The sequence below is a fragment of the Pinisolibacter sp. genome (assembly GCF_036782435.1).
Taxonomy (GTDB): domain Bacteria; phylum Pseudomonadota; class Alphaproteobacteria; order Rhizobiales; family Ancalomicrobiaceae; genus CALBKH01.
Window position 1 is genome coordinate 55,688 of the sequence record NZ_DAIPZB010000002.1, and the last position, 23,810, is coordinate 79,497.

Here is a 23,810-nt window from a genome sequence, read left to right on the forward strand (position 1 = left end):
GCTCTTGTCACGTGGCGTTCGTACGGGGGGGCCGTCCTGGTCTTCCGGTGCCGGCGACGCCGGGAAACGACCGGGTCGGTCGACACCGGCGTCCACGGCAAATTAGGTGTGATCACTACCATATGCCTTGAGCCGCCCGCGGTCAATTGCTAGAAGAACCCGATGATCGAACCGCAATCCGTCGCCGACCTGCTGACCTATCGACTGCTCCGGCTGTCCAACACGCTCGGCCTGTTCTCCAGCCGGCGGTACCGGGACCAGTTCGGCGTCACGCTTCCCGAATGGCGCGTCCTGTCGATCATCGCGATGCGCGGAACGACGTCGGCCCGCGAGATCAGTCGCATCCTCGCCACCGACAAGGGCTGGGTCGGTCTGTCGGTGGACGGTCTGGTGGCGCGGGGGCTCGTGGCGCGCTCCCGCGACGCCCGCGACGGCCGGCGCATGCTGCTCGAACTGACGGGCGAAGGCCGGGCGCTGCACGACGCGGTACTCGCCGAGGCCCGGCTGCGCCAGCAGAGGCTGTTGTCGACGCTGGCGCCCGAGACGGCCCGCAGCCTGACGGTCGCGCTCGATCGACTACAGATCGAGGCCGACCGGATGCTCGACGAACTGACGACGGATCAGACGAACGGAACGGCCCCGCGATAGAAACGCACCGCCGAAGCCGCCGCGTCGGAGCGTCCGAGCGTCCCGCATGGTCGGCGGCTCATCATCCGTCGCCACGAGATCGATGCGCCGGTCGGTCCATCGCTCGCGGAAGCCGGACCCGGCGCGGCGCGTCGAACGCGACCGTAGCTCCCGACGCCCGGTTCGCTGTAGGTTCGGCGGGCGGGTGCGTCGCCGGCACGCCCGCAACGAAGAACGAGGTCGAAGTGGGTCACCCGATGAACAGCCGCGGAACGTCGGCATCCGGAACGCAACAGCCCGTCTGCGTGGCCGTCGACTGGGGAACGACACGCTTCCGCGCCCATCTGGTCGGGGAAGACGGCGTACTTCTCGACAGCGTCGCTTCCGACGACGGCATGAGCCACGTCGACAAGGCGGCGTTCGAGGGCGTGCTGACGCGCCTGTGCGCACCCTGGCTCTCCGCCCACCCGGGGCTCCCCGTCGTGATGGCGGGCATGGTCGGCAGCCGCAACGGCTGGCGGGAGGTGCCCTATGTCACCTGCCCGGCCGGCGTGAGCGAAATCGCCGCCGGCCTGATGTCCTTCGAGATCGCCGGGGGAACCCGCGTCCACATCGTCCCCGGCCTCGTCACCGACGACGCGGCCGCCGACGTCATGCGGGGCGAGGAGACGCAGATCCTCGGCGCCGGGGTCGACGACGCCGTCGTCGTCCTGCCGGGGACGCATTCCAAATGGGCGACGGTGCGCCACGGCCGCATCGAGACCTTCCGCACCTTCATGACCGGCGAGATCTTCGCGCTGCTCACTCGGCAATCGGTGCTGCGCCTTCTCGGCGAACCGCCGCACGACGAGGCGGCGGCCCGCGCCGCCTTCGCGATCGGCCTCACGGCGGCCTCCGCCGACGGCGGCATCCTCAACCGCGCCTTCCATGCGCGAACCGGCGTCCTCGCCGGCCGGATGGCGCCGCAGGACGTCGAACCCTATGTGTCGGGACTGCTGATCGGCGCGGAAGTCGGCGAAGCGAAACGACTGGTGCCGGCCGATCTGCCGATCGTGCTGGTCGCCGGAGGTGTCGTCGCCGTCAATTATCGTTTCGCGATCGAAACCACCGGCAGCCGCGTCACCCTCGTCGATCCCGAACGCTCGTTCGTCGACGGGCTTCTGCGCATCGCTCGACACAGCCGGGAGGCCGCCGATGTCCACGCTCGCTGAGTTTCGAGAGGCTCTCGCCGCCTTTCCGATCGTCGCCATTCTGCGCGGGGTTCGCCCGCAGGAGGTCGTGGCGGTGACCGAGGCGCTCGTCGCGGCGGGCGTCCGCATCGTCGAAGTGCCGCTCAATTCGCCCGAACCGCTGCGCTCGATCGCGGCGCTCGCCGAGGCCTTCGCCGGCCGCGCGGTCATCGGCGCCGGCACCGTGCTCACGGTCGACGAGGTCGCGCGGGTCGCCGAAGCCGGCGGCCGGCTGATCGTCTCGCCGAACACGAACCTCGACGTCGTCGCCGCCACCAAGCGCGCGGGTCTCGTCTCGGCGCCCGGATTCCTGACGCCGAGCGAGGCCTTCGCGGCGATCGGGGCCGGAGCCGACGTGTTGAAACTCTTCCCCGGCGAAGCGGTGACGCCGGCGATCGTGCGGGCGCTCTCGGCGGTCGTGCCGGCCACGGTGCCGATGCTGCTCGTCGGGGGCGTCGCCGCCGACACGATCGACCGCTGGACGGGGTCGCCGATCGCCGGCTTCGGCATCGGCTCGGCGCTCTACAAGCCCGGCGACGATCCGGCCACGGTCGGCGCCAAGGCCGAGGCTTTCGCCGCCGCGTTACGAGCCGCCGGACGTCTCCAGCGGTAGCCGGTTTCGGCGACGCACTCGCGGCTTCCTCGGTCGAACGTTCCCTCGACGTCGCATTTCCATCATGGGGGCGATCCGCGCGAGGACATCCGCGCCGGGACAGATCAGCCGCACTCGTTTCGATGGTATTCGCCGCAGCCCACAACGGGTCCGATCTTCGATCTTGCCGCGGGGCAAGAGGATTCGATGCGGCAGGCGAATGCCTCGACGGCGGAACATCTTCCCCGGGAAGATCCGTAACGACCCGGATATCGGTGGTATGGTAGCCGACTTGGGTCTATCATACTTTCCGACCGATCGTTTCGGCGAGCGGGTCGTCGGGTATCGACGGCGATCTACTCACCGGTCCGGCCACCTACGTGTCACTCAGGTGAGGAAGCTTCAAATGAAGAAAATGCTCACGTCCACCGTGATTCTTCTGTCTTCGCTGTGCCTGACCACCGGCGCATTCGCCCAGACGAAGGAAATCCGCGTTCTGCTCGCCAATCACCCCTACGGTGAACTGTTGAAGACCGTCATTCCCGAGTTCGAGAAGCAATCTGGGATCAAGGTCAACTTCGAGAGCCTGCAGGAGAGCCAGCTCACCACGAAACTGACCACCGAATTCGCCACCAAGTCCTCGTCGGTCGACGTCTTCATGACGCGGCCGCTGCAGGAAGGGAAGATGTTCAACAAGAACGGCTGGTACGAGCCTTTGGCGAAGTACGACTTCTCCGACTACCCGAAACCGGTGATGAGCGTCGCCTCGGCCGGCTCGACGCCCTATCTCGTCCCGCTCGTCACCGAATGGCAGGTCCTCTACTATCGCAAGGATCTGTTCCAGGCCGCCGGGATCGCCGTACCGAAGACTCTCGTCGAGCTCGAAGAGGCGGCGAAGAAACTCAATTCCGACGCCGTCGCCGGCATCGCCTCGCGCGGCAAGGGCGCAGCGGCGGTCACCCAGCTCTCCAGCTACGTCTACAACTACGGCGGCCTCTATCTCGACAAGGGTGTCGCGGTGTTCGATCAGCCCGCGGCGATCGACGCCATCCGCTACTACGGCAAGCTCCTCGGCACTTACGGCCCCAAGGGCGTGACGTCGATGTCGTGGGAGAACATCATGCCGCTGTTCCAGGCCGGCAAAGTGGCGATGTGGACCGACGCTTCGGTGTTCTACGGTCAGGTGGTCGACCCGGCCAAGACGCAGATCCCGGCGGCCAACGTCGGTATCGCCGACCTGCCGGCCGGCCCGAAGGCGCAGAGCCCGTTCATCGTCACCTCCTGGGGCATCGCGGTGGCGAACCAGTCCAAGAACAAGGAGGCGGCTCTGAAGTTCCTCGACTGGGCGAGCAGCAAGGATCTGGCGGTGAAGGGCATGCTGGCCAACATCACCATGGCCAGGTCGTCGGTGTGGAAGGATCCGAAGGTGCTCGAGGCGGTCAATCCCGGCCTCGTGTCGACGCGTGCGCTCGCCGCGGAGAAGGGCAATGCCTTCGATCGGCCCTACATGAGCGCGGTCGGCGAAGCGCGTGACCAGATCGGCGAGCTGATCATCGAGTCGATCAACAGCAAGGGCGAATCCGCCAAACTGCCCGAGATGGCCAAGGCCAAGGCCGCCCGGGTGAACGAACTGCTCAAGGATGCCGGCGAGTACGGCCAGCCGTAACGGGAAGCGGACGATCGGTCTCGGACTCGGCCGACCCGGCGCACGGCGCCCGGTCGGCCGGGATCGGTGCCCGATGGACCGGTGTGGGATGGACGGAGTCGGGGGCCTCGATGCGCAGACCGAGCTACATCGAAAAGTATCTTCCGATCCTGTTTCCGCTGCCGGCGGTCATCTTCATCGCCCTGCTGATGATCTTTCCCATTCTCTACACCCTGGGGCTCAGTTTCACGAATTGGAACCTGACCTCGGGAATGCCGATGAGCTTCGTCGGTCTGCGGAACTTCGGGCGTGTCTTCGCCGAGCCCCGCTTCCTCGACGCCGTATGGCGGACCCTGTCCTTCACCTTCCTGGCGGTATTCGTCGAAGCGGTGCTGGGCACCGTCATCGCGCTCATCCTGAACCGGACCTTCATCGGTAAGAGCCTGACGAAGCTGCTGCTGCTCCTGCCGCTGGTGGCGACACCGGTGGCGGTCGGCATCGTCTTCAATCTCTTCTACGATCCGACCATCGGGCTGGCCAACTGGGCGCTGTCGTCGCTCGGCCTGCCACAGGGCCTGTGGGTCTCGGATGCGAACTCGGTGCTGGTGTCGCTGGTCATCGTCGACGTGTGGCAGTGGACGCCGATGATCACGCTGATCGTGCTCGCCGGTCTCGCGGGCCTGTCGGAGGAACCGTTCGAGGCGGCGCGGGTGGACGGCGCCACGCAGTGGCAGGTGCTGCGCTACGTCACCATTCCGATGGTCATGCCGACCATCCTGACCGCGGTGATCCTGCGCCTCATCGATGCGTTGAAGACCTTCGACATCATCTTCGCCATGACCGGCGGCGGCCCGGGCTACGCCTCCGAGACGCTCAACATCATGGGCTTCAAGTACTCCTTCGAATACTTCCGCATGGGGCAGGCCTCGGTGATCCTGATCGCCCTGTTCTTCTTCGTTCTCCTGTGCAGCCTCGGCATCATGAAACTGCGATCCACATCGGAAAGCTGAGACTTCGACGGCCCGCCCCTCGGCAAGGAGCACATCGCAATGAAGAAGAACATCCTGCACGAGACCCTGTTCTATCTCGTCGTGATCTTCATATCGCTGATGGTGCTCTTCCCGTTCCTGTGGATGCTGTCGTCATCGTTCAAGACGCAGACCGACATCATCGCCTGGCCGCCGAAGTTGATCTTCACGCCGACGCTGCAGAACTACGAGAAGGTGTTCGGCGAGCAGGACTTCCTGAAGTATTTCATCAATTCGACCGTGGTCGGCGGGCTGGCGGTCGGCCTGTCGCTCGTCCTCGGCCTGCCGGCGGCCTATTCGATCTCGCGGTTCACCCAACGAAAGCTCGCCCTGTTCATCCTCCTGGCACGACTGATGCCGGGCATCTCGTTCCTGATGCCCTGGTACATCATCTTTTCGCGGCTGAACCTGATGGACACCTATGTGGCGCTGGTGCTCAGCCACATGCTGATCGCCCTGCCGATCGTGGTGTGGATCATGTCGTCCTACTTCAACTCGATCCCGGTGGAGCTCGAGGAGTCCGCCATGGTCGACGGGGCGACACGGCAATACGCGTTCTGGGCGATCATCCTGCCGATGTCGGGGCCGGGCATCATCACCTCGGTGACGTTGTCGTTCATCTTCTCCTGGAACAACTTCATGTTCTCCCAGGTGCTGTCGATGGAGAAGACCAGGACCCTGCCGATCGCGGTCTACAATTTCGTCTCCTACGCCGAGGTCGACTGGGGCGGGGTGATGGCGGCGGCGGTGGCGATCATGGCGCCGGCGATCATCCTGACCATGATCTTCCAGAAATTCGTCGTCAAAGGACTGACCATGGGGGCGGTCAAGGGCTGACGCCCGGGCCTTTCTCATCGAACCACGAAACCGAGCGAAACGACCATGGCCTCCGTCGACATCGTCAACGTCAAGAAGTCCTTCGACCGCGCCGAGATCCTGCGCGGCGTCTCCGTCGCGATCGAGGACGGCGAGTTCGTGGTGCTGGTCGGCCCGTCGGGCTGCGGCAAGTCCACGCTGCTGCGCATGATCGCCGGGCTCGAGACGATCACCGCCGGCGAGATCCGCATCGGCGATCAGGTGGTCAACGACTTGGCGCCGCGGGATCGCGACGTCGCCATGGTGTTCCAGAACTACGCGCTCTATCCGCACATGACCGTCGCCGACAACATGGCCTTCTCGCTCAAGCTGCGCGGCGTGGCGCGGCCGGAGATCGAAACCCGCGTCCAGCGGGCGGCGGAAATCCTGGGGCTCACCGGGTATCTGAAGCGCCGGCCGAAACAGCTTTCCGGCGGCCAGCGCCAGCGCGTCGCCATGGGGCGGGCGATCGTGCGCGATCCGCGCGTCTTCCTGTTCGACGAACCGCTGTCGAACCTCGACGCCAAGCTGCGCGTCGCCATGCGTTCAGAGATCAAGGAACTGCATCAGCGGCTGAAGACGACGATGATCTACGTCACCCACGACCAGATCGAGGCGATGACCATGGCCGACCGCATCGTCGTGATGCGCGAGGGCAGCGTCGAGCAGATCGGCGGGCCGCTCGAGCTCTACGATACGCCGGCCGATCTGTTCGTCGCCGGGTTCATCGGATCGCCGGCGATGAACATGCTGAAGGGCACCCTCGAGCTCGGCGGCCGCACCGGCTTTTCCGCCGAGAACGGCGTCTTCGTACCGCTGGCGCCCTCCCCCGCCCTCGAGGGGCTCGCCGGCCGGCCGCTGGTGATCGGCATCCGGCCGGAGCACCTGCGGATCGTCGGCGACGGAGAGGATGGATTCGCGGTCGGCGCCAAGATCGTCGAGCCGACCGGCTCGGAGACCCAGGTGACCGCGACCGCCGGCGATGCCGAAATCATCGCCCTCTTCCGCGAACGCCAGACGATCCGGCAGGGCGACACGCTGCGTCTCGCCCCGGTCCACTATCATCTGTTCGACGCGAAGAGCACCGAGCGGTGCGCCTCGATCGGGATCGACCACGGAGCGTGACGCCGGGAGCGGCTTCGACACACCGCGCGACCGGCGGAGCGACGGAGCGTCGGTCCGGCGCCGCGAAGAAGGGTCCTGCAGGAGGCGGCCCCTCCCGCGCGCCTCCGGCGATCGCGCCGGCGCGGGGGACCGTCGTCGGCGCGCCTCTTGTTCGAAAGTCGAATCCACCCTAACATCTTCGTCAGAAATCAAAAAATGGCCGGTATCGATGACGTCCGCTACTCCCAGTGACGAGTTCCTTCTGCGCTCCGATCCACAGGATCCGTTGCTTTCGAAGGAGGTCGAGGGCATCGACCACAACGGCGCGCCGGTCACGACACGCGTCGTCACGGAGAAGCCGCTGACGCTGTTCCTGAACCGCCAGGAGATCGTCACCATGATGACGATCGGCGACCATCCGGACCTTCTCGCCGTCGGCTACCTGCTCAACCAGAACATGCTGCGTCCCGAGGACGAGATCACCGCGATCGACTACGAGGCGTCGCTCGACATCGTCGTTGTCCGGACCAAGCGCGAGACCAACTACGAGGCCAAGCTGCAGAAGAAGGTCCGGACCTCGGGCTGCGCTCAGGGGACGGTCTTCGGCGACGTCATGGAGAGTTTCGACGGGACGCGGCTGCCCGACGGCGCCAAGCTCAAGACCTCGTGGCTCTATGCGCTGACCCGCAAGATCAACATGGCGCCGAGCCTCTATCTCGAGGCCGGGGCGATCCATGGCTGCGTCCTGTGCGAGAAGGACAAGCCGCTCGTCTACATGGAGGACGTCGGACGCCACAACGCGGTCGACAAGATCGCCGGGTGGATGTTCCTCAACCGCGTGCCGGCCGGCGACAAGATCTTCTACACCACCGGCCGCCTCACCTCGGAGATGGTGATCAAGACGGTGATGATCGGCATCCCGATCCTCGTCTCGCGCTCCGGCTTCACCGCCTGGGGCGTCGAACTCGCGCGCAAGTCCGGGCTGACGCTGATCGGTCGCGCCCGCGGCAAGCGCTTCGTCGCCCTGTCCGGAACCGAGCGGATCGAATTCGACGAAGACCCCGAAGCGGCGCCCGAGGAGGCGGCGCACCATCGCCGCAAGGGCGCGCGCGAGGACGCGGAATGACCGATACCAAGGGGTTCGGCGGTCTGGTGCTGGCCGGCGGCCTGTCGCGCCGCATGGGCGGCGGCGACAAGTCGATGCGCTCCCTCGGCGGCATCCCGATGATCGCCCGGGTGATCGAGCGCTTCGCGCCGCAGGTCGGGCCGCTCGCCATTTCCGCCAACTCGTCGGCGGAAGGTTTCGCCGCGTATGGGCTGCCGGTGCTTCCCGACATCGTCGCGGGCCATGCCGGGCCGCTGGCCGGCGTCGTCACCGGTATGTCCTGGCTGGCGGCGCGAGGCGGCGCGACCCATCTGGCCACCGTCGCCACCGACGCCCCCTTCCTGCCGACGAATCTGGTCGCCCGTCTCGCCGCCGTGAGCGCGCCCGAGCGCATCGTCCTGGCGCGGTCGGCGAGCGGACGCCAACCGGTGTTCGGTCTGTGGCCGGTCGCGCTCCGCGGCGATCTCGAACACTGGCTCGCCACCTCCGACACGATGAAGGTGCTGGCCTGGGTGCAACGCCACGATTTCGTCTGGTGCGATTTCGAGCCGGAAGCGCCCGACGCGCCCGATCCGTTCTTCAACGCCAACACACCGGAAGAACTCGCCGAAGCCGAGGCCCTGCTCGCCGGAGCCGGAAGATGAAGGCGCCCGTCTTCGGTATCGCGGGATGGAAGAACTCCGGCAAGACGACGCTGACCTGCGCCCTCGTCGCCGAATTCAGCCGCCGCGGCCTCCGCGTCGCCACCGTCAAGCACGCCCACCACGTCTTCGATGTCGATCGCGAAGGGGCCGACAGTCACTGCCATCGTCGCGCCGGGGCGAACGAGGTCGCCATCGTCTCCGGCCGCCGCTGGGCGTTGATGCACGAGCTCGTCGACGAGGCGGAGCCGACGCTCGACGAGATCCTGTCGCGTCTGTCGCCCTGCGATCTGGTGTTGATCGAAGGCTACAAGAGCGAGTCGCACCCGAAGATCGAGGTGCGCCGCCGCGCCGCGTGGGGCGACAAGCCCTTGGCTCCGTCGGATCCGACCGTGCTGGCGATCGCCGCCGATCACTCCATCGAGAACAGCGCCGTACCGGTACTCGATCTCGACGACGTCGACGCGATCGCCGACCTGATCTCGACCCACCTCGGTCTGGCCGAGCGGGAGCAGGACGCCGCGACGCCCGCTTGACGAAGGCACCGGTGAGACGGCGCGTCAGCCTTCCAGGCGGCGGCGCAGAGAGACGCGTCGCGGCTGCGGGATCGGGTCGATCGGCACGGTGACGTCGCGGCCGTCGGAGGGAGGCTCGAGCGCGGCTTCCGGGGTCGGTTCGGCGTCCGGGGTCGCCGACGCTTCTTCGATCGAAGGGAGCGCGTCCGGTTCCGGTCCCGGAGCGGCCCCGGTCTCCTCGCTCTCGGCCGATCGCGTCTGCCCGGCCCCGTCGGAGGAACCGACCGTTTCGACCACTTGGTCGAGAAAGCCGCGGATCGGATCTCGGATCGACCGATAGACCAGGTCGGCGGGTTCGTTGAAGTCCCGATCGTAGTCGTTGAGGCCGTCGAGATTGGCGAGCAGCGGATCGGAGACGAAGAACCGCCGCAACGCGTCGCGGCGCAGGGCATCCGGGACGCCGCGCTTGAGGAAAAGGGAGAAATCGTCGCCGTAGCGGAGCGTGTCGAGATCGATCGCCTCCGCGGCGAGCCGGTTCGCCTCCTCTTCCGCCAGCCGCTCGGCTTCCGCCGCGTCGCGCGCGGCGACCGCCTGCGGATCCTCCACCGGCTCGATCGTCGGATCGGTGGCGATCGCTTCCGCCTCGGTCATCCGCTTGCGGCGCGACCAACGGGTCAGGAACCCTTCGTCCCGGTCCTCAGCCATCGAGACCGCCTCCGCCGGGGCGGTTGCGGTTCAGGAAGATCGGCTGCTTGCCGAACTTGTGCTCCTCCGGGTCGACCCGATCGCGCTGGCGTTTGACGAACTTCTGCTCGACATGGTGGGCGTCGAGGAACTCGAGCACGGCCCGCAGGATCTCCGGCGGCATGGGAACGCGCTCGATCAGATCCTCGCTGCCGACCTCGCAATCCTGCGCGGCGTGCGGCGAACCGGTGACGGTGTGGACGTACCAGGGAAGCGGATGTATGCCGTCGGCATCTCGCCGCAGCACGACGTAGAGGGCGGGATTGCCGCTGTCGAGATTCTCGATGTAGGCCTCGGTGTCGGCGGCATGGAAGGTCATTTCGAATCGACCCATGTAGTAGCGGGTCATCCGCTCGTCGGAGACCAGAACATCGCCGCTACGAAGGTCGGCAGGCGCCAACATCACCCCGACGGGAATCCAGTAATCTGCGATCCATCGTGAGGTGGAGCGGCGGTTTTCCGCGACCACCCCGAGCATGATCGTCATTTCGCGCGACACGAGCGACCGTTCTCCCCATGAGAGTTACGAAGTGAGTTGCCTCTCTCGGTGCAGAGAATAAGGTGTCGGTACCATACAACAAGGGGGAAACGATGGTTTCGGGTGGTCCGCGTCTGCTGCTGTGCGATTGCGAAGGGTCGATGCCGGTCACCGCCGACGGGCTCGGCAAGATCCTGACCGAAGCGGGCCTCGGCCCGGCGCGGTTCCATCGCAACCTCTGTCGCGCCGAGACCGCCGCCTTCGAAAAGGCGCTGGCCGATCCCTCGCCGCTGTGCGTCGGCTGCACCCAGGAAGCGCCGCTCTTCGCCGAGATCGCAGCGGAAGCGGATCGCGGCGACCTCACCTTCGTCGACCTGCGCGAGAGCGCCGGCTGGAGCGCCGAATCGGCGAAGAGCCTGCCGAAGATGGCGGCGCTGATCGCCGCGACGGCGACGCCGGCGGTTCCGGCGCGGCTGCGCACCATCGAGAGCGACGGCTTCTGTCTGGTGATCGGCGCCGGTCAGGCCGCCTTCGAGGCCGCCGCCCGTCTCGACCGGTCGCTCTCGGTGTCGCTCCTCCTCACCGACGTCGACGATCTCGTCCTGCCGACGACGCGCGACTTCCCCGTCTTCACCGGCCGGGTGGTGGCGGCCCGGGGCTCCTTCGGCGCTTTCGAGGTGACCATCGACCGTCACGCCGCGCTGTCGCCTTCGGCACGGGCGAGCGCCGTCTTCGGCCCGCCGCGCAACGGCGTGCGCACCACCTGCAGCGTCGTCTTCGACATGACCGGCGACGGACCGCTCTTCGCCGGCGACCACGGCCGCGACGGCTACGTCCGCGCCGATCCCGGCGACCGCGCCGCGGTGCTCGAGGCGATCGCCACGGCCTCCGACCTCGTCGGCAGCTTCGAGAAGCCGATCTACGTGAGCGTCGACGCGGCGATCTGCGCTCATTCGCGCTCCCGCAAGGTCGGCTGCAGCAAGTGCCTCGACCATTGCCCGGCGAGTGCGATCACGCCGAACGGCGATTCGGTCGTCATCGATCCCGGCATCTGCGACGGCTGCGGCAACTGCGCCGCTCATTGTCCGACCGGAGCGATCGCCTACGCCTACCCGTCACGCGCCGACCTGATCACGCGCATCCAGGCGACGGCCCGCACCTATCTCGCCGCCGGCGGCGACGCGCCGGTCCTGCTCCTCCACGACGCCAAGCACGGGACGCCGCTGATCGGCGCCATGGCCCGTTACGGCCGAGGCCTGCCGGCGGCGGTCGTGCCGCTCGAACTGCATTCGACCAGCGGCATCGGCCACGATCTCCTGGCCGCGGCGCTCGCCGCCGGCTTCCGCACGATCGTCATCCTCGCCGACCCGGCCAAGGCCGAGGAGATGGGCACGGTCGCGGCGGAGGTCGACCTGCTCGAGACGCTGATCGCCGGCTTCGGCCATGCCGGCCCGCGGGTCGTCACCCTCATCGAGAGCGATCCCGACCTGGTCGAGGCCCCGCTCTACGAACTTCCCGGCCGCGCCGAGATCACCCGCGTCGCGCCCTCCCCGGTCGGCAGCAAGCGCGAGATCGCGCGGTTCGCGCTGACCGCCCTGTCGGATGCCGGCAAGCCGGCGAGCGACGCCCTGCCGCTGCCCGCCGGCGCGCCCTATGGCCGCGTCACCGTCGACACCGCCGCCTGCACCCTCTGCCTCGCCTGCGTCTCGGCCTGTCCCGCCCAAGCGCTACGCGACCGAGCCGACAAACCGCAGCTGCGCTTCGTCGAGACCGCCTGCGTCCAGTGCGGCCTGTGCGCCACCACCTGCCCGGAGAAGGCGATCCGCCCCGAACCGCGCTGGTCGCTGCGCCCCGACGCCGCCGTGCCGGTGGTGCTGCACGAGGACGAGCCGGCGCTCTGCGTCTCCTGCGGCAAGCCCTTCGCCGCCGCCGGCGTGCTGCGCGCGGTCCAGCGCAAACTCGGCGGCACTCATCGCATGTTCGACACCGACGAACGTCGGGCGCTGCTCTTCATGTGCGACACCTGCCGGCTCACCGAGCTGTCGAAGGGCGGCGCCGATCCCTTCGCCATCGCCTCGCCGCGCCGCATCCGCACCACCGAGGACTACCTGCGCGCCGAGCGCGAAGGTCGCTCGGTCGACGACATCGTCGGCGACGGCTGAGACGGAAACTCGCAGCGGCCGACGTCGGGGACGTCGGCCCCGCGCATCTTCACTGGTGCGCCGCGACCAGCGGCAGGTTGGTCAGGAGGTTCTGCGGTTTCATCCGCACGCGGCCGTTCGCGTCGACCGCGAGACCGAGGAACACCGGCCGGCCGCGGACCCGCTCGATCACCCGAGCGGGCTCCAGGATCTCCATGCGGAACAGCGCCGCGATCTTTCCCTGGCCGGCGACGGGCAGGGTCTCGCCGCGATAGAGGGCGTTGAGGATGCGCGTCGCCTCGGCGTCGAGCCCGATGTGCCAGACCCACGGCTGATCGCGTACCGACTGCAACGGCAACACCTGGGTGCGGAGATCGAGAAAGCGGGCGAGCCAGCGCTCGATCACCCGGGCGAAACCGCTCTGTCCGAGATGGCCGAACCGGAAGTCGAGGCCGAAATCGAAGTGGTCGGCGTGCGCTCGGTAGCGATCGGCACTCTCGGGGGTGAGCGTTTCGAGCTCGACCTCGCGCGACCGCGGCAGCTCCACGGCGAGGAGCGCAGCGCCGGCACTGCGGGTTTCGATCACCTCGGCGTCGGCCAGCATGATCCGCTCGTCGGAGGTGGTCGAGACCTGCTCGCGGAAGAACAGTTCGCCGGCGCGGGCGATGAAGGCGTCCTTCTCGCCGCGCAACAGGTCGGTGACGACGAGGTGCACCAGTTGATCGACGAAGACCGGCGGCACCCGCGGCGCCCCCGGCTCGAAGAGGGCGCGATAGCCCGCCTCGATCGATCCGGCGGTCACCAGATGGTCGCGCAACGCCAACACCATGGCGTAGTTCTCGGCCGCGTCGCGATCGACGATCGCGGCGAGATCCTCCGCGCCGACCGTGGCGAAGGGATCGGCCATCAGCCGCTCGAACAAGCGGTGCTCGGCGGCGCAACTCTCGGCGATCGGATGGATCTCGGGTCGCGTGTAGTAGGCGCGCAGCAGATCGGGGGCGATCGGCAGCCGGCCGTTCACCGCGGGTCCGACGAGATGGAGCCCGGCCGATTTCCAGATGATGCCGTCGTCGCTCCCGCTCACGCGTCCACTCCCAGGGCTCGGGCGAGCGAGATCTCGCGGATCCCGCCCGCGGTTTCGATCCGCGCGCCACCGCGGTCGTCGAAGCCGAGGATGCGACCCTCGCACATGGCGCCGCCGAGATCGACCCGCGCCTGAGGACCGCCGACGTCGAGGAGACGTCCAGCTAGAGCCGGCTTCAGGCGGGCGAAGCCGCCGTGGCGCCATTCGTCGAGCCACGACAGGAAATGGCGCGCCGTGGCGCCGATCAGCGCATCCGACACGACGTCGCCGCAGCCCTCTTCGTGCAGCGCCGTCACACCGACCTCGTGCCCGGGCGCATCGCGTAGATGCTCCGGCAGCTCCAGTGTGACCGAGAAACCGACGACGGCATGGTCGGGGATGTCGTCGAGGCCGGTCGGCGCGGTCGCGTCGATCGTCACCCGACCGACGGCCCCGCCGTTGGCGGTCAGGGTCTCGGGCCAGCGGACCATCAGCGGCAGGTCGGGCGGGCCGATCGAGCCGAGCGCGTCGCCGACGGCGAGCAGCATCACCGGCACGATCTCCAGCACGTCGCGCCAGGGAACGTCGGGCTCGAGGACGATCGCCGCGGCCGCGACGTCGGTCGACCGGGACCAGACGAGATCGCCGGCGCCGAGCCGTCCGGAGGCGGCCCCCTCGAGCGCGACGCGCAGAGGATCGACATCCGGTGGAGCGGGATGGCCGGTCAACACGGGCGGCAGGATCGGCGCGGACGACACGGGGGCGATCAGGGCAGCTCGATCTCGCCCTCGACCACATGGGCGAGCGAGGTGCCTTCGGCGGTGACGACCACCTTCATCTTCAGCGTGCGCCCGGACGCGCCACCGCTGCGCACCAGGTTCTCGATCTCCTGCTGCGAGGTGACGCCCACCTGCTTCAGGAACTTCCGCATCGACATGTTGAAGTCTTCGTCGCTCACCGCGCGTCTCCATGTTCCGGCCGGCCACGGGGGCCGGCCGTTCCAGTTTCGTAGCTCGGACGGGTATCAGGCCTCGAGTTGATCGGCCAGGACTTCGACGAGGCTCTTGATCTCCCGCGTCCAGCCGAGCGCCTGCCGGCTCTCGTCCATGGTCAGACGGCAGTTGGCGCAGGACGACACCAGATGCTCCGCTCCCGTCGCCTCGACCTGATCGATCTTCACCTGGAAGACCTTGTGGCGAAGCTCCGCCGCGCTGCCCATCGCCTGGACGCCGCCACCGCCACCGCAACACCAGTTGTGGTTCGCCGTCGGCGACATCTCGCGGAAGTCCTTGGCGAAGGCGCCGAGGATGTCGCGCGCCGCCTGGGTCGCACCACCGCGCCGCGAGATCTGGCAGGGGTCGTGATAGGTCATCGACTCGGCCGTCGGCTTCAGCTTCAGCTTGCCGTCGCGGATCAGCTTGGCCACCATTTCGGTGATGTGCACCACCTCGAAGGTCAGCGGTCGGCCGAGAATGTTGGCGCCGCTCCAACGCATGGCGCCGTAGGCGTGGCCGCATTCCGGGATGACCAGGGTCTTGGCGCCGACCGCCTCGGCCGCCGTGGTGAGACGCTCGACCATGATCTTGGCGATGTCGGGCTTACCCGACAGGACGCCGAAGTTGGTCGCTTCGTAGCCCTTCGAGCTGATCGTCCAGTCGACGCCGGCGGCGTTGAGGACCTTGGCCATCGCGACGATCGAATCCGGATATTTCATCATCTCGATCGACGAGACGGTGATCAGCACGTCCGCCTTTTCGCGGTCGAGCGGGATCTCGACCTCGTTGTCGTCGGCGAGCCACTCGAGCCGGTCTTCGAGGAGTTGCGGGGTCAGGCCGAGCGGGCTGCCGCGGGTGCGCGAGTTCTCCGCCGCTTCCCACAGATCGGACGGGCCGACGCCCGCCGCCGTCATCGCCTGTCGCGACAGGCCGACGATCGAGGCGATGTCGATGCCCATCGGGCAGACCTCGGTGCAGCGACCGCACATGGTGCAGCTGTCGAAGATCAGCTCCTTCCATTCGATCAGATCGTCGGCCGTGAGTTCCGGCGGGACCAGACCGAAGAGCTTCTTGACGCCGGCGAGCGGCGCCTTGTGGCGGCGGTAGACCCGCGTCATCGGCACCAGTTTGAGGGTCGGCGTGTACTTCGGATCCTGCGTCGCCTCGTGGAAGTGGCAGGCTTGGCTGCACTGTCCGCAGTGGATGCAGGCTTCGAGGTAGGAGGCGATGTGACTGCCGATCACCGCCTGGAAGCGGTCGATGGCGGCCTGGACGTTCACCGTCGAAGGCCCGATCGTCGTCGCGGTGGTCATGGAGTCACCCCCCTGCGCCCGTAGGTGGCGCCGGTGTAGGCGCGGCTGAACACGAAGGTGAAGGCGTGCATCAGCCGCCCGAACGGGAAATAGATCAGCAGGATGTCGACGAACAGCATGTGCAGCGCCCGCAGCCCGTCGTGGGCCTCCTGCAGCGCCAGACAGCCGGTCAACATCACCAGGAAGATCAGCCAGACGCCGAAGTGATCATCCGCGTCGGACAGGCGACGCATCACCGGATCGGTGAGGCGGCGGACCCACATCAGGATCAGCCCGGCGAAGGCGGCTTCGGCCGCGAGGAGGAAGCCCCACCGCGGCATCGCCGTCCAGCCGACGCCGAGGATGCGGTCGTGGATGAACTTCACGTGCGGCGCCGCGAACAGCACCAGCACGAAGAGGCCGATGTGGAAGGCGTAGCCGGTGACGAAGTGGTAGACCGTTCGCCCCAGGTTGCCGCCGTGCGGCACCGAATGCAGTGCGATCGCCTTGAGCGCGCCGGCGGTGCCGGAGGACCGCGCCGCGCTGCGATCGACCGATCGGCCGAGGCGGACGAGACCGACGAGGTGCCAGACCACGCCGACGACGAAGACCACGACGGCGAGATACCAGAGCGGGCCTTCGACAAGTTGCAGAAACGTCATCGTCGTGCCCCCTCTCAGACCTTACCGGCCGCGGCCGCCACTTCGGCGCCGACGCTGTCGGTGCTCGATTCGGCGAGATGCGCCTCGTACCAGAGGTCGTGATGTTCCTTGGCCCAGTTCTCGTCGACGGTGCCGCGGGTCATGCCCTCGAGCGCGCCCTCCATGCCGAGCGTGCCGATGTAGATGTGGCCGAGACCGACCGCGATGAAGCCGACGGCGGCGATGCCGTGGACGAGGTTGGCGAGTTGCATCATCGCCCGCGCCGGCGGAGCGTCCGGCGTCGTCTGCGCCACCATGCCCGGCAGGTGGTCGGGGAAGAGCAGCAGGATGCCGCTGATCGACAGCGCCACACCGGCGATGCTGGCCAGCCAGAACCAGGACTTCTCGCCGAAATTGTAGCGGTGCGAGCTGGCGTGGCCGCCGAGCAGGCCGCCGCCCTTGAGCGCCCACACCACGTCCACCCAGCGGAAGCCGTTGCCGCGGACGAAGGTGACGAAGAGGGCGACGATCGCCACGACGAAGAGCGGGCCGAAGAGGTTGTGACCCTGCAGCGAGGCGCTGGCCAACAGCGAGAAGACGCTCGGTCCGACCACCGGCAGGAGGATGTCCTTGCCGAGGAAGAGGATGAGCCCGCTCACGCCCAGCAGCACGAAGAGCACCGCCATGAACCAGTGGACCACCCGCTCGGTCAGCGAGAAGCGCGGCATCACCCGCCCCGAACGCCCACCCTTGATGCGGATGCGGCCGCGGATCAGGAAGAAGGCGACGATGGCGACGACGACGCCGGCGAAGATCCGCCCGCCCCACACCTTGACCACTTCGTTGTGGAAGACGCGCCAGTCCTGACCCTGCGACTGGATCAGCGTCGGTGCGTTGGGATCGGGGATGGAGACCCGGCCGGCCGCGCCCTTGCGGACGTCGTGCCAGACCTCGGCGTCCGAACGGTTGCCGAGCGCACCGCCCTGCATCTCCGGGCCGGGAGGCGCCAGAGTGACGGCCCCGGCCGGCGGGCGCACCGAACTCTGCGCCAGGCTCGGGGCGAGGGAGGCGAGAAGCAGCAGGACGACCACGACGAGGCCGCCCGCCACCCGTGCGAGGTCGAACGCGGGAAAGCGCCGCGCGGCGGGCTTCGCGAGCCCCTGCGCCACGCCATCGGCCGCGAACGTATTCGAGAACGACGCACGGAGCGTTCGTGGAAAGCGCATCGATCCACTCCAGAATGAGGGGAGGCGTCGGATGAGATCACGCGGTCGCGACGGACGCCTCGGCGCCCGTCGACCTTCGCTCACCCGGACGGCCGGTCGACCCGACCGTCCGAGGTGATCGTCGTGTGTCCCGTTCCGATCAGCGGGGAACCTTCTTCTGATAGGCGGTTCCCCACCCCCAGGCTCCGGCTCCGAATCCGCGCGCCACCACGCGTTCGCGGTAGATCGCCGACACGGTGTCGCCGTCGCCGGCCAGAAGCGCCTTGGTCGAGCACATCTCCGCGCACAGCGGCAGTTTGCCCTCGGCCAGACGATTGCGGCCGTACTTCTGGAATTCGGCGGCGGAGTTGTCGACCTCCGGACCGCCGGAGCAGAAGGTGCACTTGTCCATCTTGCCGCGCGAGCCGAAGCTCGACGCCTGCGGATACTGCGGTGCGCCGAAGGGACAGGCGTAGAAGCAGTAGCCGCAACCGATGCACAGGTCCTTGTTGTGCAGCACCACACCCTGGTCGGTCTGGTAGAAGCAGTCCGTCGGGCAGACCGCCATGCAGGGCGCGTCCGAGCAGTGCATGCAGGCGACCGACAGCGACCGCTCCCCGGGCTTGCCGTCGTTGATCGTCACGACCCGACGACGGTTGATGCCCCAGGGAACCTCGTGCTCGTTCTTACAAGCGGTGACGCAGGCGTTGCATTCGATGCAGCGTTCGGCGTCGCAGAGGAACTTCATACGTGCCATGGTTCAGTTCCTCCCTCAGGCCCGCTCGATCCGGCAGAGCGTGGTTTTGGTCTCCTGCATCTGGGTGATGATGTCGTACCCGTAGGTCTGCGCGGTGTTGCTGGCCTCGCCGAGCACGATCGGATCACTGCCCTCCGGATACTTGTCCCGGAGATCGACACCCTGGAACTGGCCACCGAAGTGGTAGGGCGTGAACACCACGCCGCGCCCGACGCGTTCGGTCACCATGGCCGCGATCTTGATCTTGGCCCCCGACGGGCTGTGCAGCCACACCTTATCGTGGTCCTTGATGCCCAGGTTGTTGGCGTCGAAGGTGTTGATTTCGACGAACATCTCCTGCTGCAGCTCGGCGAGCCACGGGTTGGACCGGGTCTCGTCGCCGCCGCCCTCGTATTCGACCAGACGGCCCGAGGTCATGATCAACGGGAAGTCCTTCGAGAAGTCGTTCTTCTGGATCGACTCGTAGGCGGTGGGCAGGCGCCAGTCGGTCCGATCCGTATAGGTCGGGAACTCGGCGACCATGTCGCGCCGCGGCGCATAGAGCGGTTCGCGGTGCAGCGGCACCGGATCGGGGAAGGTCCACACCACGGTGCGGGCCTTGGCGTTGCCGTAGGGCGCGCAGCCGTGCTTGATCGCCACCCGCTGGATGCCGCCCGACAGATCGTTCTTCCAGTTGACCTCGTCGATCTTCTTGGGATCGTCGGAGCCGGCGACCTTCTTGATCGAGGCCATCTCGGCTTCGGTCAGGTCCTTGTCCCAGCCGAGGCCGCGCAGCATGCCCATGGTGAACTCGGGGTAGCCGTCCTTGATCTCGGACTCGACCGGCCAGCTGTTCTCCGCCAGCAGGTTCTCACCGTTGCGTTCGACACCGAAGCGGGCGCGGAAGCCCATGCCGCCCTGCGCCACCGGGATGGAGGTGTCGTAGAGCACGGCGGAGCCGGGATGCTTCATCTCCGGCGTGCCCCAGCACGGCCACGGCAGTCCGTAGAACTCGCCGTCGTGCGGGCCACCGACGGCGCGCAGCGTCGTCTTGTCGAAGGTCGCCTGATGCTTCATGTGCGACTTCAGGCGTTCCGGCGACTGGCCGGTCATGCCGATGGTCCACATGCCGCGATTGTATTCGCGGGTCAGGTCCTCGATCACCGGCTCGTTGCCGTTCATCTTGATGTTGCGGAACATCCGGTCGGCGAAACCGAACTTCTTGGCGAAGAGATACATGATCTCATGATCGACCTTGGACTCGAAGAGAGGCTCGATCACCTTCTCGCGCCACTGCATCGACCGGTTGGACGCCGTCACCGAGCCGTAGGTCTCGTACTGGGTCGCGGCCGGCAGCAGATAGACGCCGTCCTTGCGATCCTGAAGGACCGCCGTCATCGTCGGATAGGGATCGACGACCACCAGCATTTCGAGCATGCCCATCGCCTTGCGCATCTCCGGCAGACGGGTCTGCGAGTTCGGCGCATGGCCCCAGAACACCATGACCTTGGTGTTGTCGGGTTGCAGGATGTTCTCCTTGGCCTCGAGGACGCCGTCGATCCAGCGCGACACCGGGATACCGGTCTCGTACATCATCGGCTTGGCCTTGCCGTCCTTGCCGGTCATCGTGGCGAAGCGGCCCTTGAGCCAGCCGAGGTCCTCTTCCCAGACCCGCGCCCAATGGGCCCAGGAGCCGGCCGCCAGACCGAAGTAGCCGGGCAGCGTGTCGGCGAGAACGCCGAGATCGGTGGCGCCCTGGACGTTGTCGTGGCCACGGAAGATGTTGGCGCCGCCGCCGGACACGCCGATGTTGCCGAGCGCCAGCTGCAGGATCGAGTAGGCGCGGGTGTTCGACGAGCCATTGGTGTGCTGGGTGCCGCCCATGCACCAGATCAGGGTGCCGGGGCGATTGTTGGCCAGCGTCTTGGCGACCCGTTCGAGCTGCGAGCCGGGAACCCCGGTCACCTGCTCGACCTTGGCCGGCGTCCACTTCTTCACTTCCTTGCGGATCTCGTCCATGCCCCAGACACGGGTGCGGATGTACTCCTTGTCCTCGAGACCGTTCTCGAAGATGTGCCAGAGGATGCCCCACACCAGCGCCACGTCGGTGCCGGGACGGAAGCGGACGAATTCGTCGGCGTGGGCCGCCGTGCGGGTGAAGCGCGGATCGCAGACGATCAGCGGCGCGTTGTTCTGCTCCTTGGCCTTGAGCAGATGCAGCAGCGACACCGGATGCGCCTCGGCCGGATTGGAGCCGAACAGGATGATCGAGCGCGAATTGTGGATGTCGTTGTAGGAGTTCGTCATCGCGCCGTAGCCCCAGGTGTTGGCAACACCCGCGACCGTGGTCGAGTGACAGATACGCGCCTGATGGTCGACGTTGTTCGTGCCCCAATAGGCGGCGAACTTGCGATAGAGATAGGCCTGCTCGTTGGAGTGCTTGGCCGAGCCGAGCCAGTAGACGGAATCCGGGCCCGACTTCTCACGCACGGCGAGCATCTTGTCGCCGATCTCGTTGATCGCCTGATCCCAGGAGACGCGCTTCCACTTCCCGTCGACGAGCTTCATCGGGTACTTGAGCCGGCGTTCGCCGTGCGCGTGTTCGCGCACCGACGCGCCCTTGGCGCAGTGGCCACCGAGGCTGAAGGGAGAATCGTAGCCGACGCCCTGGCGGATCCACACACCGTGATCGAGCTCGGCGATGACCGAGCAGCCGACCGAGCAGTGGGTGCAGATGGACATCTTGGTCTCGGTCGCCTTGGCCGCCGGGGTGGCGGGCGTCGCGGCCTCGACCATGCCGGTGGTCAGCGTCGAGATGGCGGTGGCACCGCCGATGGTCAGACCAGAGCGCTTGAGGAAGGTGCGGCGGTCGATGGCCGCGATCCCGTGCTCCGTACCGGTCGAGGACAGTCGGGGGCCTCTCGCTACCCCATTCGTCTTCTTCCTGAGCATATCAATCTCCCGTTGTACCCTTCGCCTCGTCGGCGATCTTCGTCGTTCGTGAACGTCAGAAGCGGGCGGTGGCGTAGTAGGTCTTCACGTGTTCGGTTTCCCGATAGCCCTGGCCCTCGGCCGGCTTGGCCGCCTGCGCGGGTTCGGCGCCGCCGGTGACCAGCGCGGCACCGCCGGCGACGGTTCCGAGGCCGGCGAACTTCAGGAAGCCTCGACGATCCGTCCGGGCTTCTTCGATCTTCCCATCCATCGGATCTCTCCTCTTCTCGACGACCCGTTGTCGGTTCCCCTCGGCCGGCCGGTCGTCGGCGCCGATCGCGGGGTGATGGACGAGATGCGGTCACATCTCGAAAGCGGCCTTCTCGATCTCGACGAACAGACGTCCGACGCGGCCGACGGCTCCGTGGAAGCGGGCCTGCGGCAGCTTCTCGAGATCGGCGAAGAAATGCGGCATCCAACCGACCACGTGGGCCTCGAAGAATGCCGCCTGATCCTCGTCCGAGGCCGGCACGGCGAAGCCGCCCTCGATCAGCCCGGCCATCATCTCGAGCAGTGCGGCGACGTGGTCCTCCGGCTCGACGACGTTCTCGGCCCGGGCGATGCCGAGCCGTTCCATGTCGATGCGCAGGCGCGCCAGCGGTTTGTCGTTGAGGAAGCCGGTCAGATAGTAGGACGCGTAGGGGATGAGGAGGCCGCGGCCGACGCCGATGAAGACCTCGTCGTACTCGTCCCGCACCGCTTCGGGGGCCGTCGCGGCGGCGGCCGCCGCCAGGGCTGCGATCGCCTGCCCCATCTCGGATCGATCGCCGCCGAGGCCGGCGACGAGCGCGAGCAGATCTGCGTCGGCCGGGCGCGCCAGAAGCCGCGCCAGCAGACGATAGATGCCGGCTCTCATCCGATCGGTCTCATCGATCGGCCGTTCACGCGTCGACGCGGTTTGCGACACAACGCCTCCCTGTATTTTTTCCAAGAATGACCATCGACGAAGGTCGAAAGCAACGGCTATTTTTCTTCTCGGCGACGATTTTCAGGAAATCATCGCTCTTCCCGCAGAAACCCTCGACGACCGTTGCGACGACAGGAAGAATGCGTTGTTACATCTTGCGCATAACGAAATTCCATCCAGCGATCGCAACCATTTCGACATTTCTCTTTCGCGCGGCAACCTGCAGAGCACCCTCGCACCCGCCGACGGTATCGGGCGCGATCGAGTCGGTCGCCGCGCGACGGCGCGCAGTCCGGGGACGAGGCCGGACACCGGAACGCGCCCGTCGTCCACCGTCGTCATATCGACCCCATGAAGTGCCGACCCGTTCGAGACTTCACGGGCGAAGGCGAGCCCGAACGGGCGGCGGCCGGTCAGGCCGAAACTCGCGAAATTCGGACGAGTCCGAATTTCGTGGACCCGGTATCATTCGCTCTGGCGACCGAGGCGGTCCTCGATGCGGGTCGCGGCGGCCTTCACGGCGTCGACGAGATCGGGGTCGGACTGGCCGACCTTGAACTCTGGGACGACGATCGAGATCGTCGCGATGCAGGCGCCGTCGCGATCGCGAATCGGTGCGGCGATGCAGGCGACGGAATAGTCGCTCTCGCCCTGTTGGACGGAGAGGCAGGCATCGAGCGCCCTGGGCGAGGTCGTCGCCAGGACCACCGGATCGGTCTCGGCGCGACCGGTGGGCGACGGTGTCGCCGAGCGGCGGAAGATCTCGAGGCGCTCGGCTTCGTCGAGGTGGCCGACGAGAAGACGACCCGAGGCGGTCCAATTGAGCGGCACCCGAGTCCCGATCCGCGACGTCACCTGGAAATGGCCGATGCCCTCGGCCATGGCGAGGACCACCATGTGGTCGCCGTCGCGGCCACAGACCTGCACCGTCTCGCCGACCGCGTGAGACAGCTCGTTCATCTCGTGGGTGGCGACGGTGAGGAAGTCGAGATTGCGGGCGTAGCTCAGACCGTAGTGGTAGAGCCGCGGGCCGAGCCACACCGCGCCGGCCGCGGTGCGATCGAGCAGGCGCTTCGCCACCATGTCGTCGACGGTGGCGTAGACGGTGGAGAGCGGCGCCCCGGTCGCCTTGGCGAGTTCGTAGGCGGTCGCCGGCTGGCCGGTCTCCTGGAGATGATCGAGGATCTGCAGCATGCGGTCGAGCGCGCTCACTCGCGAAACCCGCTTTCGCCCTCCCGTCGCCTCCTCGATCGTCACGTCTCCCACCTTCGTCTCC

General features: G+C 67.3%; 25 protein-coding genes. 12 read left to right on the forward strand and 13 right to left on the reverse strand.

Annotated elements, in window-relative coordinates; genetic code table 11:
* The first annotated feature begins 162 nt into the window (after positions 1 to 162).
* The 10 genes from V7Q42_RS01160 (at position 163) to mobB (ending at position 9,362) form a co-directional block, all read left to right on the forward strand.
* A complete protein-coding gene (locus V7Q42_RS01160) occupies positions 163 to 648 on the forward strand; it encodes a MarR family winged helix-turn-helix transcriptional regulator (RefSeq protein ID WP_333821816.1) in 486 nt (161 codons plus the stop codon).
* Between the two features lie 236 nt (positions 649 to 884).
* Complete coding sequence (locus V7Q42_RS01165) at positions 885 to 1,838, forward strand: 2-dehydro-3-deoxygalactonokinase (RefSeq protein ID WP_333821817.1); 954 nt, start codon at positions 885 to 887, stop codon at positions 1,836 to 1,838.
* Positions 1,822 to 2,469: a 2-dehydro-3-deoxy-6-phosphogalactonate aldolase gene (locus V7Q42_RS01170; protein ID WP_333821818.1), complete on the forward strand. Its 648-nt coding sequence runs from the start codon at positions 1,822 to 1,824 to the stop codon at positions 2,467 to 2,469. Before V7Q42_RS01165 ends, V7Q42_RS01170 begins: the two co-directional genes overlap by 17 nt.
* A gap of 385 nt (positions 2,470 to 2,854) precedes the next feature.
* Positions 2,855 to 4,114 carry an ABC transporter substrate-binding protein gene (locus V7Q42_RS01175; RefSeq protein WP_333821819.1) on the forward strand — a complete coding sequence of 420 codons (1,260 nt, stop codon included), beginning with the start codon at positions 2,855 to 2,857 and terminating at the stop codon, positions 4,112 to 4,114.
* A 110-nt stretch (positions 4,115 to 4,224) separates the two neighbouring features.
* A complete protein-coding gene (locus tag V7Q42_RS01180; RefSeq protein ID WP_333821820.1) occupies positions 4,225 to 5,103 on the forward strand; it encodes a carbohydrate ABC transporter permease in 879 nt (292 codons plus the stop codon).
* Positions 5,104 to 5,142: 39 nt separating this feature from the next.
* Positions 5,143 to 5,958 (forward strand): carbohydrate ABC transporter permease, encoded by an 816-nt coding sequence (locus tag V7Q42_RS01185; protein ID WP_333821822.1) that lies wholly within the window; start codon positions 5,143 to 5,145, stop codon positions 5,956 to 5,958.
* A gap of 45 nt (positions 5,959 to 6,003) precedes the next feature.
* A complete protein-coding gene (locus tag V7Q42_RS01190) occupies positions 6,004 to 7,101 on the forward strand; it encodes an ABC transporter ATP-binding protein (protein WP_333821823.1) in 1,098 nt (365 codons plus the stop codon).
* Between the two features lie 208 nt (positions 7,102 to 7,309).
* Positions 7,310 to 8,206: a formate dehydrogenase accessory sulfurtransferase FdhD gene (fdhD, locus tag V7Q42_RS01195; RefSeq protein ID WP_333821824.1), complete on the forward strand. Its 897-nt coding sequence runs from the start codon at positions 7,310 to 7,312 to the stop codon at positions 8,204 to 8,206.
* Entirely contained in the window at positions 8,203 to 8,829 is a 627-nt protein-coding gene (mobA, locus tag V7Q42_RS01200; RefSeq protein WP_333821825.1) for a molybdenum cofactor guanylyltransferase MobA, read from the forward strand. The genes fdhD and mobA overlap by 4 nt, the downstream gene beginning before the upstream one ends.
* Positions 8,826 to 9,362, forward strand: a complete 537-nt coding sequence (gene mobB / locus V7Q42_RS01205; RefSeq protein WP_333821826.1) for a molybdopterin-guanine dinucleotide biosynthesis protein B — start codon at positions 8,826 to 8,828, stop codon at positions 9,360 to 9,362. Before mobA ends, mobB begins: the two co-directional genes overlap by 4 nt.
* A gap of 24 nt (positions 9,363 to 9,386) precedes the next feature.
* On the opposite strand, the gene V7Q42_RS01210 is transcribed toward mobB, so the two are convergent.
* Both V7Q42_RS01210 and V7Q42_RS01215 read right to left on the reverse strand, forming a co-directional pair.
* The gene (locus V7Q42_RS01210) at positions 9,387 to 10,046 is read right to left on the reverse strand and encodes a DUF3306 domain-containing protein (RefSeq protein WP_333821828.1); all 660 of its coding nucleotides are present in this window, start codon (positions 10,044 to 10,046) and stop codon (positions 9,387 to 9,389) included.
* Positions 10,039 to 10,584, reverse strand: coding sequence for a DUF3305 domain-containing protein (locus tag V7Q42_RS01215; RefSeq protein WP_333821830.1), 546 nt, complete (start codon positions 10,582 to 10,584; stop codon positions 10,039 to 10,041). The genes V7Q42_RS01210 and V7Q42_RS01215 overlap by 8 nt, the downstream gene beginning before the upstream one ends.
* Before the next feature lie 62 nt (positions 10,585 to 10,646).
* Here V7Q42_RS01215 and V7Q42_RS01220 point away from each other — a divergent pair, with 62 nt between their 5' ends.
* Entirely contained in the window at positions 10,647 to 12,725 is a 2,079-nt protein-coding gene (locus tag V7Q42_RS01220) for a 4Fe-4S binding protein (RefSeq protein ID WP_333821831.1), read from the forward strand.
* Positions 12,726 to 12,774: 49 nt separating this feature from the next.
* On the opposite strand, the gene V7Q42_RS01225 is transcribed toward V7Q42_RS01220, so the two are convergent.
* From V7Q42_RS01225 to V7Q42_RS01270, 10 genes are all read right to left on the reverse strand, one after another.
* Complete coding sequence (locus V7Q42_RS01225; protein ID WP_333821832.1) at positions 12,775 to 13,788, reverse strand: DUF6352 family protein; 1,014 nt, start codon at positions 13,786 to 13,788, stop codon at positions 12,775 to 12,777.
* Entirely contained in the window at positions 13,785 to 14,525 is a 741-nt protein-coding gene (locus V7Q42_RS01230; protein ID WP_333821834.1) for a biotin/lipoate--protein ligase family protein, read from the reverse strand. Before V7Q42_RS01230 ends, V7Q42_RS01225 begins: the two co-directional genes overlap by 4 nt.
* Before the next feature lie 8 nt (positions 14,526 to 14,533).
* Complete coding sequence (locus tag V7Q42_RS01235) at positions 14,534 to 14,725, reverse strand: DUF6494 family protein (RefSeq protein ID WP_333821835.1); 192 nt, start codon at positions 14,723 to 14,725, stop codon at positions 14,534 to 14,536.
* A 66-nt stretch (positions 14,726 to 14,791) separates the two neighbouring features.
* A complete protein-coding gene (locus tag V7Q42_RS01240; RefSeq protein WP_333821836.1) occupies positions 14,792 to 16,075 on the reverse strand; it encodes a (Fe-S)-binding protein in 1,284 nt (427 codons plus the stop codon).
* Positions 16,072 to 16,716: a hypothetical protein gene (locus V7Q42_RS01245; protein ID WP_333821837.1), complete on the reverse strand. Its 645-nt coding sequence runs from the start codon at positions 16,714 to 16,716 to the stop codon at positions 16,072 to 16,074. Before V7Q42_RS01245 ends, V7Q42_RS01240 begins: the two co-directional genes overlap by 4 nt.
* 14 nt (positions 16,717 to 16,730) lie before the next feature.
* A complete protein-coding gene (locus V7Q42_RS01250; RefSeq protein WP_333821838.1) occupies positions 16,731 to 17,864 on the reverse strand; it encodes a formate dehydrogenase subunit gamma in 1,134 nt (377 codons plus the stop codon).
* 196 nt (positions 17,865 to 18,060) lie between these two features.
* Positions 18,061 to 18,657 (reverse strand): formate dehydrogenase FDH3 subunit beta, encoded by a 597-nt coding sequence (gene fdh3B / locus V7Q42_RS01255; RefSeq protein WP_333821840.1) that lies wholly within the window; start codon positions 18,655 to 18,657, stop codon positions 18,061 to 18,063.
* 15 nt (positions 18,658 to 18,672) lie between these two features.
* A complete protein-coding gene (locus V7Q42_RS01260) occupies positions 18,673 to 21,588 on the reverse strand; it encodes a formate dehydrogenase subunit alpha (RefSeq protein ID WP_333821842.1) in 2,916 nt (971 codons plus the stop codon).
* A 55-nt stretch (positions 21,589 to 21,643) separates the two neighbouring features.
* Entirely contained in the window at positions 21,644 to 21,838 is a 195-nt protein-coding gene (locus tag V7Q42_RS01265; RefSeq protein ID WP_333821843.1) for a twin-arginine translocation signal domain-containing protein, read from the reverse strand.
* Positions 21,839 to 21,928: 90 nt separating this feature from the next.
* Positions 21,929 to 22,483, reverse strand: coding sequence for a TorD/DmsD family molecular chaperone (locus tag V7Q42_RS01270; protein ID WP_333821846.1), 555 nt, complete (start codon positions 22,481 to 22,483; stop codon positions 21,929 to 21,931).
* Between V7Q42_RS01270 and V7Q42_RS01275 the strand changes: the two genes are divergently transcribed.
* A complete protein-coding gene (locus V7Q42_RS01275) occupies positions 22,470 to 22,889 on the forward strand; it encodes a hypothetical protein (RefSeq protein WP_333821847.1) in 420 nt (139 codons plus the stop codon). The two genes, V7Q42_RS01270 and V7Q42_RS01275, sit on opposite strands and share 14 nt — an antisense overlap.
* Before the next feature lie 110 nt (positions 22,890 to 22,999).
* Here the strand turns inward: V7Q42_RS01275 and V7Q42_RS01280 are convergent, their stop codons facing one another.
* The gene (locus V7Q42_RS01280; protein WP_333821848.1) at positions 23,000 to 23,800 is read right to left on the reverse strand and encodes an IclR family transcriptional regulator; all 801 of its coding nucleotides are present in this window, start codon (positions 23,798 to 23,800) and stop codon (positions 23,000 to 23,002) included.
* Positions 23,801 to 23,810 lie beyond the last annotated feature (10 nt).